Below are 13590 nucleotides of genomic sequence, written 5' to 3' on the forward strand. Positions count from 1 at the left end.
CGGATCATTCCAATCCCGGCAACAGCCCCTGTGCCGCGCCTTCCAGGCGAAGCAGGGCCTTTTTCATTTCGATGCCGCCGGACGCGGAAAAGCCGGTCATGGCCCCGTTCGCCCCGACCACGCGGTGGCAGGGATAGAGGACCGGGAACGGGTTGGCGCCCATGGCCCGGCCCACGGCCTGCGCCCCTTTGGGCTGCCCCAGGAGGGCGGCGAGCTCGCCGTAGGTCCGGGTGGTGCCGGGCGGGATGCGGCGCAGCTCGTCCAGCGCGGTGCGCTGGAACGCGCTCAGGCCGGAGAAATCGAGCGGCAGGTCGGGCCACTCCGGGTCGCGGCGCGCCTCGTAGCGCAAAAGCGCCTCCCTGAGGTCGCGGGCGGGATCGGACAGCACGTCGGATTCCACGGCCTCGGCGGCCCAGCGCACGTCCAGGGACCGGACCAGACCGTTCTCCCAGTTGAGGCACAGGGCGAACTTCGCGCCCCGGACGCATTCGGTGCGCGCGGCGGTCATACGTCCGCCTCCGGGGAACAGTCTTCCGGACCGGGATTCTCGGGATCAAACCACGGGGGCGGGCCGGATTCCGCGCCGTTCAACTTGCCCTGCCAGATGTCCTCGCGCTCGAAGTGGTCGCGGATGAGGTTGTGGACGCGGCGCATGTTGCCCGCCCAGGCCGGGGCCAGGAGTTCGCCGGTGGCGGGGTTGCCGTTCAGGCGGTGGATGACGGTGCGCGGGTCCAGGCGCATGACCGCTTGGCCGAGCCAGTGCAGGTACTCCTCCTGCGAGGGCGGGACATAGCGCCCCTCCTCGAACCAGCGGGCCAGCCGCGTGCCCCGGCAGACGTAGAGGTTGTGGAACTTGATGCCGCCCACGGGCAGCGCGTTGACAAAGGCCACGGTGTCGAGCAGCTCGGCCAGACCCTCGCGGCCGTCCAGGGCCGGCAGCCCGGCCATGACGTGGGCGACCACGGTCAGGCCCCGGTCGGCGGCTGCGCGGGCGGCCTCGGCGAATGCGGCCGCGCCGTGGCCCCGGTTGACGTGGGCCAGGGTGGCGTCGCTCGACGATTGCAGGCCGAGCTCCAGGAACACCTCGGCCAGGCCGAGGGCGTCCCGGCGTCCGGCCAGGAGGTCGAGCTTCTCCTCGTCCAGGCAGTCGGGCCGGGTGCCGATGGCCAGGCAGGTCAGACCGGGGAGCCCGGCCAGGGAGTCCAGGGTCTCGGCCAGCCTCGCGGTCGGGCCGTGGGTGTTGGAATAGGACTGGAGATAGGCGGTGAACCGGGAAAGCCGGTGTTTCTTCACATGGATGTCACGCCAGAACGCCCATTGTTCGGGTAGGGACAACCCTTTGCCCAGGAGTCCGGAACCGGACCCCTGCGGGTTGCAGAACACGCACCCCGTGCGCGACAGGGTGCCGTCCCGGTTGGGGCAGGAGAAACCGGCGTCCAGGGGAATTTTCTGGACTCTTTCGCCGAACTTCCGGCGAAGGTGGGCGGACAGTCGGAAGGTGCGCTGCATGTTTTTTAGAAAATCTTGAGAAAAAAGGCGCGAACCACAACTGGCGTATTGCTAGACCTTGTTTCATTTGGTACGAATCTTCAGTTCATATTGTACGCTAGCGCACTTCCCTCCTCTTGGAAAGCGCGTTTCACGCATAGGTTTCTGACAAAGTTTTCGAATTTCGAACGGGGGGTACATGGGTAACCTGCTCAACAGAATCATCGGCTCGTTTTCCAACGACCTTGCCATAGACCTGGGGACCGCGAACACCCTGGTCTACGTCAAGGGCAAGGGCGTCATGCTCTCAGAGCCGTCGGTGGTCGCGGTGAAAAAGGACTCGCGGGGCGGAAAGACCGTCCTGGCGGTCGGCGCGGAGGCCAAGAAGATGCTCGGGCGCACGCCCGGCAACATCGTGGCCATCCGACCCATGAAGGACGGCGTCATCGCCGACTTCGAGGTCACCGAGGCCATGCTCCGCCACTTCATTTCCAAGGTCCACAACTCCCGCAGGCTGGTCCGTCCCCGGATCATGATCTGCGTGCCGACCGGGATCACCCAGGTCGAGAAACGCGCGGTCAAGGAGTCGGCCCAGTCCGCCGGCGCGCGCGAGGTCTACCTCATCGAGGAGCCGATGGCCGCGGCCATCGGCGCGAACCTGCCGATCACAGAACCGACCTCGAACATGATCGTGGACATCGGCGGCGGCACCACCGAGATCGCCGTCATCTCCCTGTCCGGCATCGTCTACGCCCGAAGCGTCCGCATCGGCGGCGACAAGATGGACGAGGCGATCATGCAGCACGTCAAACGCAAGTACAACATGCTCATCGGCGAATCCACGGCCGAGCAGATCAAGATTCACATCGGCTCCGCCTACCCCCTGGGTGACGAGGAGCCGATCATGGAAGTCAAGGGCCGCGACCTGGTCACCGGCATTCCCCAGAACCGTCCCATCACCGCCGAGGAGGTCCGCGAGGCCATCTCCGAGCAGGTGGAGGGCATCGTCCAGGGCGTGCGCATCGCGCTCGAGCAGACCCCGCCCGAGCTGGCGGCGGACATCGTGGACCGGGGCATCGTCCTGACCGGCGGCGGCGCGCTGCTCAAGGGGCTGGACCAGTTGCTCCAGCACGAGACGCAGCTGCCCATCACCGTGGTTGAGGACCCCCTCACCGCGGTCGTGCTCGGCTCCGGCAAGGCGCTTGACAACATCGACCTGTACAAGGACATCACCACCGACTAGGCGACCGATGTTCGAAACAAGGCTATCCGAAAGCGCACGATTGCACCTGGCCGCAATTGTGCGCTTTCACGACTGGGCAGGGAAAAACGCATGAGAGGACCCAAGAAAATCGCCACCCTCATCGTGGCCTGCCTGTTCGTGTACCTCACGCTCTTCACCTGGAACCTGCGCACCGGGCACCTGGACGCCCTGTCCAGCTACACCGGGCTCGACATCTCCGGCGTGATCCTCAAGCCCGGCCTGTGGGTCGCGGAGCAGGTCACCGGGTTCTGGACCCGCTACATCTACCTGGTGGGGCTGAAGCAGGAGAACGACCAGCTCAAGGCCGAGTCCGCCGAGCTGCGCCGGGCCAACATGCTGATGCACGCCCAGGCCGTGTCCGCGGACCGGCTGGAGAAGCTCCTCGGCTTCGTCCCGCCCGAGACCTGGTCCTTTTCCGGGGCGCGGGTCATCGGCCACCGCATGGGACCGGCGGGCGCGCTGGACACCATGGTGGTGGACAAGGGCGCGGCCCAGGACGTGACCGACGACATGCCCGTGGTCGCCCTGGACGGCGTGGTCGGGCGCATCCTGCGCTCGGGCGCGGCCACCTCCACGGTCCTGCTCCTGACCGACCCCAACAGCCGCATCGCGGTCATCGGCGAGAAGAACCGCTCGCCCGGCATGCTCATGGGCCAGGGGTACGGCAACCAGCTCCAGCTGCGCTACGTGAACCTGAACGCGACCATCGATTCCGGCGAGCTGCTGCTCTCCTCCGGGCTGTCCGGCGTCTACCCCAAGGGGCTCCCCGTGGCCCGCGTGACCAAGATACGCCGCTCCGACATCTCCCTGTTCCTGACGGTCCAGGCCGAACCCCTGGTGGACGTCGCCGGGCTGGAGGAGGTCCTGCTCCTCGGCCGCGTGCAGGCCGAACCGGGCGAGGAACCCGGCGCTCCCGCCGGGAAGGAGGGCGAGCCGGTTGCCGCGGACCAATAATCTCCTCGCCCTGTTCTGGTGGGGCGGGTACACCGTGCTCGGCGTCTGGGCCCAGCGGACCGTGCCGGGCGTGGACTTCCTCGCCCCGGGCATCGTCCTCTCCATGCAGGAGGAGGCGGGCAAGCGCACCGCCCTGCTGGCCCTGATCTGGATCCTGCTCCTGGAGGGCGCGGGCAACCTGCCCTTCGGCTACGGGCTGGCCTGGTACGGGCTGCTGGCCGCGGCCTACTTCGCCGGGCGCTGGCTGTTCGAGGCGCGCTCCTACCTGTTCATGGCCCTGCTCGGCCTGTGGGCCGGGCTGCTCCATCCCGTGCTGGTCTACGGGGTGGCCTCCCTGGCCAGCCTCAAGGTGGTCATGGAGCCGCTCTGGATACAGGGGCTGATCCAGGCCGCGACCTTCCCGGTCATCTGGTTTTTCGCCGACTACTTCTTCCCCAAGAGGCTGAGACAGGATGTCAGACCTCTATAACGAATCCGAACAGCAGGCCCCCCGGGCCGGGCTGCTCCTGCTCCAGGCGCTCATCCTGGGGCTGTTCTGCCTGTTCGCCGTGCGCCTCTGGTATCTCCAGATCCACCGGGGCGAGGACTTCGCCCTCAAGGCCAAGGAGAACCAGCTCAGGCAGGAGTCGGTCTTTTCCCCGCGCGGGCTGATCCGCGACCGCAACGGCGAGCTGCTGGCGGTCAACGAGCCCGCCTACGCGCTCGGCATCGTGCGCGAGGACTGCCCGGACGTGGACCGCCTGGTGCACCAGATCGCGGTCTGGACCGGCAAGGACTATTTCGCGCTCAAGGCCCTCTACAACAAGAACCGCAAGCGGGTGAAACCGTTCGAGCCGCTCATCGTGGTCCCGGACCTGACCTTCGAGCAGCTGGCCCTGATCGAGACCAACAAGCTGCGCTGGCCCGGCCTGGAGATCCAGTACCGGCCCCGGCGGCTCTACCGCTACGGCATGCTGCTGGCCCACGTGCTCGGCTACGTGGCCGAGGCGGACGAGGAGGAGCTGGGCGCGCGCCCGGACCTGGCGCTGGGCGACTACGTGGGCCGCCAGGGCATCGAGCTGATGCTCGAGGACCGCATGCGCGGCATCAAGGGGCTGACCCAGTACGAGGTGGACGTCAACGGCAGGCGGCTCAAGGAGCGGGTGCTCAAGCACCCCCAGGCCGGTCACGAGATATCCCTGTCCCTGGACCTGGAGCTGCAGAAGCTGTGCATGGACTGGCTCGCCGAGGAGGCGGGCAGCGTGGCCGTCATGGACGCCGACACCGGGCAGCTCTGGGCCCTGGCCACGGCCCCGTCCTACGACTCCAACGACTTCGCCTCCGGCCTGTCTTCGGACCAGTGGGCCAAGCTGCGCGACAACCCCCTGCACCCCATGCAGAACCGGGTCATCCAGTCCGTGTACCCGCCCGGCTCCATCTTCAAGCACGTGGTGGCCGGGGCCGGCCTGCACTACGGCATGATCGACCCCAACGAGACCGTGTTCTGCTCCGGCTCCACCAAGCTCGGCCGCAGGGTCTTCCGCTGCTGGCGCAAGGGCGGTCACGGCAAGGTGGACCTCCGCCGCGCCCTGGTCGAATCCTGCGACGTCTATTTCTACAAGCAGGGCAAGAAGCTCACCGTGGACCGCATGAGCGAGTTCGCCTTTGCCGCGGGCTTCGGCGAGAAGACCGGCATCCGCCTGCCCCACGAGAAGGCGGGCATCATCCCCACCAAGGAGTGGAAGCTCAAGCGGTTCGGGGAGTCCTGGCAGGGCGGCGACAACCTGAACATGTCCATCGGCCAGGGGTACACCCTGGTCACCCCCCTCCAGGTGGTCCGGTTCTTCGCCAGCATCGCCAACGGCGGCAAGCTGCTCAAGCCCCTGCTGCTCAAGGACGAGAAGACCGAGGTCCAGGGGACCCTCCCCCTGGATGCCGGGGCCCTGGCCATCCTGCGCCGGGGGCTGATCGAAACCGTGGAGGACGCCCACGGCACCGCGCGCAGGCTGCGCACCAAGGGCGTGGTCGTGGGCGGCAAGACCGGCACGGCCCAGGTGGTCCGGCTGACCGACGAGATCAAGGAGCTGAAGGACGACGAGATCCCCTACCGGTTTCGCGACCACGCCTGGATGGCCGCCATCGCCGAGAAGGACGGGCGGCGGTTCGCCATCGCCTGCCTGGTGGAGCACGGCCTGCACGGCGGCTCCGGCGCCGGGCCGGTGGTCAAGGCGGTCATCGACTACCTGTTCCTGAACAAGATCACGCACAAGCCGGAAGAGGCCAAGGCCAAGGCCCGCGCCGTGCGCGCCCTGTCGCTCAAAGCCAAGGAGAAGAAACCCCATGCCGATTGATCGCAGGCTCCTGCTGTACATCAACTGGCCCCTGTTCGGGCTGGCCGTGATCCTGTTCCTGATCGGCGTGCTGAACCTGTATTCGGCCAGCGGCACCCGGCTGGAGGAGGGCATGAACCTCGCGCCCTACTACCACCGCCAGCTCCTCTGGGGGCTCATGGGGCTGTTCGGCATGCTCGTGTTCATGTTCTTCGACTACCGGCACCTGAAGACCCTGGCCTGGCCGCTCTTCTGGACCACGGTGATCCTGCTGGTGGCCGTATTCTTCATGGGCAAGACCATCTACGGCGCGCGGCGCTGGCTCGACCTGGGGTTCATGAACTTCCAGCCGTCCGAGCTGGCCAAGATCGCCATCCTCATCGTGGGCGCGCGCATCCTGTCCAGGGAGCGCGAACCGCTGAATTTCGTGCGCCTGGCCTACGTCCTGGGCGTGGGGCTGGTCCTGGCCGGGCTGATCATCAAGCAGCCCGACCTCGGCTCCGGCCTGTCCATCCTGATGATCCTGGGCGGCATGATCCTCTTCCGGGGCGTGACCGCGCGCGTGTTCAAGACCTGCCTGGTGGCCATCCCCTGCCTGCTGCCGCTCTCCTGGTTCTTTCTCCACGACTACCAGAAGCAGCGGATCATGACCTTCCTGGACCCCACCACCGACCCGCTGGGCGCGGGCTACCACATCATCCAGTCCGAGATCGCCATCGGCTCCGGCGGGTTCTGGGGCAAGGGGTTCCTGGAGGGGACCCAGTCCCAGCTGCGCTTCCTGCCCGAGCGGCACACGGACTTCGCGGTGGCCGTGTTCGGCGAGGAGTGGGGCTTTGTCGGGACCATGGTCCTGCTGTCCCTGTTCTGCGTCTTCCTGTACCAGATGGTGGTCATCGCCAGGGACGCGCGCGGCCTGTTCGGATCGTACCTTGCGGCCGGTGTGTTCTTCTATTTCTTCTGGCAAATCCTGATCAATACGGGTATGGTGCTCGGGCTTATGCCAGTGGTCGGCATACCGCTTCCGTTCATCAGTTACGGGGGCAGCGCCACCCTGGTGAATTTTTGCCTCGTGGGGCTTGTGCTCAACGTTTCCATGCGTCGGTTCCTGTTCAAACAGGCCTGATGCGCCGAAATCAAGCCCATTTTTTCACAACCAGGTTTTCTGCAGGAGCGGAGTTTCATGGCCAGAGATGAAATCAATGCGTTTTTGGGGGCGGGAACCAATTATCACGGCAAGTTGCATTTCCAAGGTGCGGTCCGCATCGACGGCAACTTCCAGGGTGAGGTGGTTTCCGAAGGAACGCTGGTCATCGGTCAGGAGGCCGTAGTGGACGGTCAGGTCAAGGTGGGCCAGCTCGTCCTGTCCGGCAGAATCAAGGGTGAAGTCGAGGCGAAGAACAAGGTTGTCCTGCACAAGACTGCGAATTTGCAGGGCAATATCAGGACTCCGGTCCTGGTCGTCGAGGAAGGTGCGGTTCTCGAAGGCGAACTCAACATGGGGAGCCGGGATACCGTTTCAGAGTCGAAGCCGCAGCAGGATATAGATCCTTCCTGACCGGTTTCGGAGGCGCCATTTCAAGGGTGTTCAACGGCAAAAAGCCTTTGACACAACCCTTGAAATTGGGTAATTGCGTGTGACTTTGCGCCAAAATTCACAACCTCATCGGGGGCAGATGGTATGGTATTACCTGACAAAACAATTTTTATCCAAGGTCTGAACTTCATTGTGATGATCTTCTTGCTGAACATCGTGCTGATCAAGCCGGTTCGCGAGATCATCAAGAAACGCAAGGGGTTGATGGCTGACCAGCTGGAGAAGATCGAAGGCTTCAACGCCAGCGCCGAGAAAAAGGTGGCCGACTACGAGGCCCAGCTCACGCAGGCCCGCAAGGAAGCCGGAGAGATCCGCAACACCGCCAAGGACGAAGCCGTTGTCGTGGAACACGAGATTCTGGCCGAAGCCGGCAAGGAAGCCTCCAGCACCATCCAGGCCGCGCGCGCCGAGATCCAGTCCGAAGTCAAGACCGCCATGGAGCAGCTGACCAAAGACGTCTACGTTTACGCTGAGCAGGCAACAGGCAAGATCCTGGGCCAGGCTTAGTCGAGAGGAGGGGTTCATTTTGAAACGGATGAAAGTGTTTTTTGCGGTCCTTCTGGCCGCCCTGGCAATCTCCTCCATCGCTTTTGCCAGCGAAGGCGGAGGCGGTCATGCCGTATTCACGGCTGCGAACGTGAAGGATTACGGTCTGCGCATCCTCAACTTCGTCATCTTCGCCGGCCTGCTGTACAAGTTCGCCGGTGCCAAGGTGAAGGACTTCTTCGTCGGCCGCCGCGACGGCATCAAGAACGACCTGGACGACCTCCAGGCCCGTCAGGCCGAGGCCGAGAAGAAGCTCAAGGCCGTCGAGGCGAGCATCGCCAACATGGCTACCGAAAAGCAGCAGATCCTCGATGACGCCAAGGCCCAGGGCGAAGCCATCAAGGCCGCCATCATCGAGAAGGCCAAGAACGATGCCGCGGCTTTGACCGAGCAGGCGCGGCGCACCGCTAGCAACGAGGCCCAGGCGGCCATCGAGTCCATCCGCGCCGAACTGGCCGACATGGTCATCGCCACCGCCGAGAAGATCGTTGCCGAGAAGCTGAGCGCCGAAGACCACGACAAGCTCGTGGATGACTATTTAACAAAGGTGGTGCTCAATTGATCGGTAACGTAGTTTCCCGCCGCTACGCCAAAGCTCTGTTCGCAGTTGGCGCCGCCAAGGGCGAGGCCGAGCAGGCGAAGTACGGCGAGCAGCTGGTAGCCATCGCCGCCTCCATCGAGGCTGCCCCGGAGGCCACGGCATTCTTCAAGAACCCGGCGTTCAGCGCCGAGGAGAAGAAGGCCGTTCTGAACCAGCTGGTTGAGAAAGCGTCGGTTGAACCGATGGTCAAGAACTTCTGTGACCTGCTGGCCGATCGCGGCCGGGTCGAGATGCTCTCCGCCATCGCGTCTGACTATAAGGCCATGATCGACGCCGTGTCCGGCGTCATCACCGGTGAGCTCATCACGGTGAGCGAACTCAACGAGGACAGAAAGTCTGCAATCAAGGCCAAGCTTGAAGCGCAGGCAGGCAAGAAACTGGAGCTCGCCTTCGGTACCGACGAGTCCATTCTCGGCGGTATCGTCCTGAAGGTTGGCGACAAGGTCATGGACGCCAGCCTCAAGGCTCAGCTGCAGATTTTGAAAGAAAATATTAAAAGGGGTGAGTAGGGCAATGCAGATCAAAGCAGAAGAAATCAGCAAAATCATTCAGGACCAGATTCAGAATTACGAATCTCGTGTTGAAATGAGCGAGACCGGTACCGTCCTCTACGTCGGTGACGGTATCGCCCGCGTGCACGGCGTTGAGAACGTCATGGCCATGGAGCTGCTGGAATTCCCCGGCGGCCTGATGGGCATGGTGCTCAACCTGGAAGAGGACAACGTTGGTGTCGCCCTCCTGGGCGCGGACACCGGCGTCAAGGAAGGCGACCCGGTCAAGCGTACCGGTCAGATTTACTCCGTCCCGGTCGGCGACGCCGTCATGGGCCGCGTCGTCAACCCCCTGGGCCAGCCCATCGACGGTCTGGGACCCATCGAGACCTCCGAGGTCCGTCCCGTCGAAATGAAGGCCCCCGGCATCATTTCCCGTAAGTCGGTCCACGAGCCCTGCTACACCGGCCTCAAGGCCATCGACGCCATGACCCCGGTCGGCCGCGGTCAGCGCGAACTGGTCATCGGCGACCGTCAGACCGGCAAGACCGCCGTCTGCGTCGACGCCATCCTGGCCCAGAAGACCACCGACGTGCATTGCTTCTACGTCGCCATCGGCCAGAAGAAGGCGTCCGTCGCCCTGGTCGCCGACGTCCTGCGTCAGCACGGCGCCATGGAATACACCACCATCGTTTCGGCCACCGCTTCCGAGCCTGCCCCGCTGCAGTTCATCGCCGCCTACACCGGCGCGACCATGGCCGAGTTCTACCGCAACAACGGCAAGCACGCCCTGATCTGCTACGACGACCTTTCCAAGCAGGCCACCGCCTACCGCGAAATGTCGCTGCTGCTCCGCCGCCCTCCGGGACGCGAAGCCTACCCGGGCGACGTTTTCTACCTGCACTCCAGGCTGCTTGAGCGCGCCTGCAAGGTCAACGACTCCCTCGGCGCCGGTTCCCTGACCGCTCTTCCGGTCATCGAAACCCAGGCCGGCGACGTCTCCGCGTTCATCCCGACCAACGTTATCTCCATCACCGATGGTCAGATCTACTTGGAGCCCAACCTGTTCCTGTCCGGCGTCCGCCCGGCCATCAACGTCGGTCTGTCCGTCTCCCGAGTCGGCGGTTCCGCCCAGATCAAGGCCATGAAGCAGGTTGCCGGTACCCTTCGCCTCGACCTCGCCCAGTACCGCGAGCTGGCCGCATTCGCGTCCTTCGGCTCCGACCTGGACAAGGCCACCCAGGCCAAGCTCAACCGCGGCGCCCGCATGGTCGAACTGCTGAAGCAGCCGCAGTACAAGCCGCTGACCGTCCAGGAGCAGGTTTCCGTGCTCTTCGCCGGCACCCGCGGCTACGTCGACGACGTCCCGGTTGACGCCGTCATCAGGTTCGAGGCCGAATTCCTCGAGTTCATGCGCAACGCCAAGTCCGCCGTCCTCGATGCCATCGCCGAGAAGCAGGTCATCGACGACGCCGTCGAAGCCGACCTCCGGGCCGCCATCGAAGAGTTCAAGAAAGGCTTCAGCGCTTAACCAAGGGGTAGTTGAATGGCTTCGTTAAGAGACGTCCAGAACCAGATTACTGGCGTCAAGAAAACCAAGCAGATCACCAAGGCCATGAACATGGTGGCCTCGGCAAAACTGCGCAACGCACAGGAGCGTATCGAACGCTTCCGTCCGTATGCGAACAAGTTTTACGAGATGCTTGGCGACTTGGCGGCCGGTGCTGACGAATCGGTGCATCCGCTGCTGGAAGTCCGGGACGAAGTGAAAACCGTGGGTATCATGGTGGCAACTTCCGACCGCGGCCTCTGCGGCGCGTTCAATATCAACATCATCAACACTGCGAAGAGACTGGCCAAGGAAAAGGCCGCCGAAGGCAAGGCCGTCAAGGTCTGGTGCATCGGCAAAAAGGCCCGTGACGCCTTCCGCAAGCTCGACTACGAAGTCGTGCGCGCCGAAGCCGACGCCATGACCAGCTTCGACTTCACCCTCGCGGCCAGCGTCGGCAACGAGCTGATCGCCGGCTACATCAACGGCGACCTCGACGAGGTTCACGTTGTGTTCGGTGAATTCCTGAGCATGGCCAAGCAGCCGCCCGTCGACCTGATGGTGCTGCCCATGGCCGCCCAGGAAGAAGGTGAAGGCGAATCCGGAAGTTCCGGAGACTATCTGTACGAACCGTCTGTCGAAGGCCTGCTGGCCGAGCTTCTGCCTCGGTTCATCAAGGTTCAGGTCTATCGCGGTCTGCTGGATACTTCCGCATCCGAGCACGCCGCGCGCATGGCGGCCATGGATAACGCCACCAAGGCGTGTGACGAACTCTCGGACACCCTGACTTTGCTCTACAACAAGACAAGGCAGGCCGCCATCACTGGCGATCTCATGGACATTGTCGGCGGCGTGGAAGCGCTGAAAGGATAAAAGGGGGCTATGAACAATGGCTAATATTGGTAAAATCGTTCAGGTAATCGGCGCCGTTGTCGACGTCGAATTTGCCGAAGGGAATCTTCCCAACATTCTGTCTGCGTTGGAGATTAAAAACCCCAACAACACGGACGCGCCGATCCTGATCTGCGAAGTGGCCCAGCATCTGGGCAACAACGTGGTCCGGACCATCGCCATGGACGCCACCGAAGGTCTCGTCCGCGGCATGGAGGCCACTGACCAGGAATCTCCCATCACCGTTCCTGTCGGCAAGGGTTCCCTTGGCCGCATCATGAACGTCGTCGGCGAGCCCGCTGACGAAATGGGCCCGGTTCCCTGCGAAAAGCGTCTGCCCATTCACCGTGAGGCGCCCGGCTTCACCGAGCAGTCCACCAAGGTTGAGCTGCTCGAAACCGGCATCAAGGTCGTTGACCTGCTCATCCCGTTCCCCAAGGGCGGCAAGATGGGCCTGTTCGGCGGCGCCGGTGTCGGCAAGACGGTTATTCTCATGGAGATGATCAACAACATCGCCAAGCAGCACGGCGGCATCTCCGTGTTCGCGGGCGTCGGTGAGCGTACCCGTGAGGGCAACGACCTCTACCACGAAATGAAGGACGCCGGCGTTCTGGAGAAAGCCGCCCTGGTCTACGGCCAGATGAACGAGCCTCCGGGAGCCCGTGCCCGCGTCGCCCTGACCGCCCTGACCTGTGCGGAATACTTCCGTGACGAAGAAGGCCAGGACGTGCTGCTGTTCGTCGACAACATCTTCCGCTTCACCCAGGCGGGTGCAGAGGTGTCCGCACTTCTGGGCCGCATGCCCTCCGCGGTTGGCTACCAGCCGACCCTGGGTACCGACCTTGGTAAGCTGCAGGAGCGCATCACCTCCACCAACAAGGGTTCGATCACCTCGGTCCAGGCCGTTTACGTCCCCGCCGATGACTTGACCGACCCCGCGCCGGCCACCACCTTCGCGCACCTTGACGGTACCCTGGTTCTGTCCCGTCAGATCGCCGAGCTGGGCATCTACCCCGCGGTTGACCCGCTGGACTCCACCTCCCGCATCCTCTCCCCGGATGTCCTGGGTATCGAGCACTACACCACCGCTCGTGAAGTCCAGTCCGTGCTCCAGAAGTACAAGGATCTGCAGGACATCATCGCCATTCTCGGTATGGACGAACTGTCCGACGAGGACAAGCTGACCGTTGCCCGCGCCCGTCGCGTCCAGCGCTTCCTGTCCCAGCCGTTCCACGTCGCCGAGGCCTTCACCGGCGTTCCCGGCGTGTACGTCAAGACCGAGGACACCGTTAAGGCGTTCCGCGACATCCTGGACGGCAAGTACGACGATCTGCCCGAGCAGTCCTTCTACATGTGCGGCCCCATCGAGGAAGCCATCGAAAAAGCCAAGCAGTAAGCGAGGTAACTCATGGCCACATTGAAGCTTGAAATTGTCACCCCCGATCGGAAAGTACTTTCCGAGGACGTGGAATACGTGGGAGCGCCCGGCATCATGGGCGAGTTCGGCGTACTGCCGAACCACGTGCCCTTCCTGTCCGCCCTGGGGATCGGCAATCTTCACTACAAACAAGACGGTAAGGCGCATTACGTCTTCGTCTCCGGTGGCTTCGCAGAAGTCAGCAACAACCAGGTCACCGTCCTGGCGGAAGTTGCCGAAAAGGCCACCGAGATCGATGTTGATCGCGCCTCGAAAGCCAAGGAACGCGCCGAACAGCGCGCCACCGCGGCCAAGGAGAAGATCGAGTCCATCCGCAACCAGGCAGCCCTGAAACGCGCCATCTCGCGTATCAACTGCAAGAACAGCGGAAAGAACGCCGGCACCTGCTAGCCTCGATCCCCTCACCACCCCAATAACAAAAGGGCGGTTTCGCAAGAAACCGCCCTTTTCCTTTGCCCGTCCGGG

Annotated in this window: 15 protein-coding genes; 13 read left to right on the plus strand and 2 right to left on the minus strand. The window is 63.8% G+C overall.

What is annotated here, in order from left to right; translation table 11 throughout:
* Positions 1-4 precede the first annotated feature (4 nt).
* Together AWY79_RS01280 and mnmL are read right to left on the minus strand one after the other, a co-directional pair.
* Complete coding sequence (locus AWY79_RS01280) at positions 5-508, minus strand: methylated-DNA--[protein]-cysteine S-methyltransferase (protein WP_066799347.1); 504 nt, start codon at positions 506-508, stop codon at positions 5-7.
* Positions 505-1509, minus strand: a complete 1005-nt coding sequence (mnmL, locus tag AWY79_RS01285; RefSeq protein WP_066799350.1) for a tRNA modification radical SAM protein MnmL/YtqA — start codon at positions 1507-1509, stop codon at positions 505-507. The genes AWY79_RS01280 and mnmL overlap by 4 nt, the downstream gene beginning before the upstream one ends.
* A 178-nt stretch (positions 1510-1687) precedes the next feature.
* Between mnmL and AWY79_RS01290 the strand changes: the two genes are divergently transcribed.
* The 13 genes from AWY79_RS01290 (at position 1688) to AWY79_RS01350 (ending at position 13515) form a co-directional block, all read left to right on the plus strand.
* Positions 1688-2731 carry a rod shape-determining protein gene (locus AWY79_RS01290; protein WP_066799352.1) on the plus strand — a complete coding sequence of 348 codons (1044 nt, stop codon included), beginning with the start codon at positions 1688-1690 and terminating at the stop codon, positions 2729-2731.
* 90 nt (positions 2732-2821) lie between these two features.
* Positions 2822-3706: a rod shape-determining protein MreC gene (gene mreC / locus AWY79_RS01295; protein ID WP_066799354.1), complete on the plus strand. Its 885-nt coding sequence runs from the start codon at positions 2822-2824 to the stop codon at positions 3704-3706.
* Positions 3690-4175 carry a hypothetical protein gene (locus AWY79_RS01300; protein WP_078063555.1) on the plus strand — a complete coding sequence of 162 codons (486 nt, stop codon included), beginning with the start codon at positions 3690-3692 and terminating at the stop codon, positions 4173-4175. Before mreC ends, AWY79_RS01300 begins: the two co-directional genes overlap by 17 nt.
* Positions 4159-6036 carry a penicillin-binding protein 2 gene (mrdA, locus tag AWY79_RS01305; RefSeq protein WP_066799356.1) on the plus strand — a complete coding sequence of 626 codons (1878 nt, stop codon included), beginning with the start codon at positions 4159-4161 and terminating at the stop codon, positions 6034-6036. Before AWY79_RS01300 ends, mrdA begins: the two co-directional genes overlap by 17 nt.
* Entirely contained in the window at positions 6026-7138 is a 1113-nt protein-coding gene (gene rodA / locus AWY79_RS01310) for a rod shape-determining protein RodA (protein ID WP_066799358.1), read from the plus strand. Before mrdA ends, rodA begins: the two co-directional genes overlap by 11 nt.
* 57 nt (positions 7139-7195) lie before the next feature.
* Positions 7196-7570, plus strand: coding sequence for a bactofilin family protein (locus AWY79_RS01315; RefSeq protein ID WP_066799359.1), 375 nt, complete (start codon positions 7196-7198; stop codon positions 7568-7570).
* 123 nt (positions 7571-7693) lie between these two features.
* On the plus strand, positions 7694-8116 hold the full coding sequence (locus AWY79_RS01320) for an ATP synthase F0 subunit B (protein WP_066799360.1): 423 nt from the start codon (positions 7694-7696) through the stop codon (positions 8114-8116).
* Between the two features lie 19 nt (positions 8117-8135).
* Entirely contained in the window at positions 8136-8717 is a 582-nt protein-coding gene (gene atpF / locus AWY79_RS01325) for a F0F1 ATP synthase subunit B (RefSeq protein WP_066799361.1), read from the plus strand.
* A complete protein-coding gene (atpH, locus tag AWY79_RS01330) occupies positions 8714-9265 on the plus strand; it encodes an ATP synthase F1 subunit delta (RefSeq protein ID WP_066799367.1) in 552 nt (183 codons plus the stop codon). The genes atpF and atpH overlap by 4 nt, the downstream gene beginning before the upstream one ends.
* Before the next feature lie 4 nt (positions 9266-9269).
* Entirely contained in the window at positions 9270-10778 is a 1509-nt protein-coding gene (gene atpA, locus AWY79_RS01335; RefSeq protein ID WP_066799369.1) for a F0F1 ATP synthase subunit alpha, read from the plus strand.
* Between the two features lie 15 nt (positions 10779-10793).
* Positions 10794-11669 carry a F0F1 ATP synthase subunit gamma gene (locus tag AWY79_RS01340; RefSeq protein WP_066799371.1) on the plus strand — a complete coding sequence of 292 codons (876 nt, stop codon included), beginning with the start codon at positions 10794-10796 and terminating at the stop codon, positions 11667-11669.
* A 16-nt stretch (positions 11670-11685) separates the two neighbouring features.
* On the plus strand, positions 11686-13083 hold the full coding sequence (gene atpD / locus AWY79_RS01345) for a F0F1 ATP synthase subunit beta (protein WP_066799373.1): 1398 nt from the start codon (positions 11686-11688) through the stop codon (positions 13081-13083).
* 12 nt (positions 13084-13095) lie between these two features.
* Positions 13096-13515 carry a F0F1 ATP synthase subunit epsilon gene (locus AWY79_RS01350; RefSeq protein ID WP_066799383.1) on the plus strand — a complete coding sequence of 140 codons (420 nt, stop codon included), beginning with the start codon at positions 13096-13098 and terminating at the stop codon, positions 13513-13515.
* The last annotated feature ends 75 nt before the right edge of the window (positions 13516-13590 follow it).

Origin of the sequence: Pseudodesulfovibrio indicus, assembly GCF_001563225.1 — a bacterium.
GTDB lineage: Bacteria > Desulfobacterota > Desulfovibrionia > Desulfovibrionales > Desulfovibrionaceae > Pseudodesulfovibrio > Pseudodesulfovibrio indicus.

Excerpts from the sequence above, each read along its gene's own strand:
- AWY79_RS01280 (WP_066799347.1), bottom strand. The coding sequence starts at position 508 with ATGACCGCCGCGCGCACCGAATGCGTCCGGGGCGCGAAGTTCGCCCTG.
- mnmL (WP_066799350.1), bottom strand. The coding sequence starts at position 1,509 with ATGCAGCGCACCTTCCGACTGTCCGCCCACCTTCGCCGGAAGTTCGGC.
- AWY79_RS01290 (WP_066799352.1), top strand. The coding sequence starts at position 1,688 with ATGGGTAACCTGCTCAACAGAATCATCGGCTCGTTTTCCAACGACCTT.
- mreC (WP_066799354.1), top strand. The coding sequence starts at position 2,822 with ATGAGAGGACCCAAGAAAATCGCCACCCTCATCGTGGCCTGCCTGTTC.
- mrdA (WP_066799356.1), top strand. The coding sequence starts at position 4,159 with ATGTCAGACCTCTATAACGAATCCGAACAGCAGGCCCCCCGGGCCGGG.
- rodA (WP_066799358.1), top strand. The coding sequence starts at position 6,026 with ATGCCGATTGATCGCAGGCTCCTGCTGTACATCAACTGGCCCCTGTTC.
- AWY79_RS01315 (WP_066799359.1), top strand. The coding sequence starts at position 7,196 with ATGGCCAGAGATGAAATCAATGCGTTTTTGGGGGCGGGAACCAATTAT.
- AWY79_RS01320 (WP_066799360.1), top strand. The coding sequence starts at position 7,694 with ATGGTATTACCTGACAAAACAATTTTTATCCAAGGTCTGAACTTCATT.
- atpA (WP_066799369.1), top strand. The coding sequence starts at position 9,270 with ATGCAGATCAAAGCAGAAGAAATCAGCAAAATCATTCAGGACCAGATT.
- AWY79_RS01340 (WP_066799371.1), top strand. The coding sequence starts at position 10,794 with ATGGCTTCGTTAAGAGACGTCCAGAACCAGATTACTGGCGTCAAGAAA.
- atpD (WP_066799373.1), top strand. The coding sequence starts at position 11,686 with ATGGCTAATATTGGTAAAATCGTTCAGGTAATCGGCGCCGTTGTCGAC.
- AWY79_RS01350 (WP_066799383.1), top strand. The coding sequence starts at position 13,096 with ATGGCCACATTGAAGCTTGAAATTGTCACCCCCGATCGGAAAGTACTT.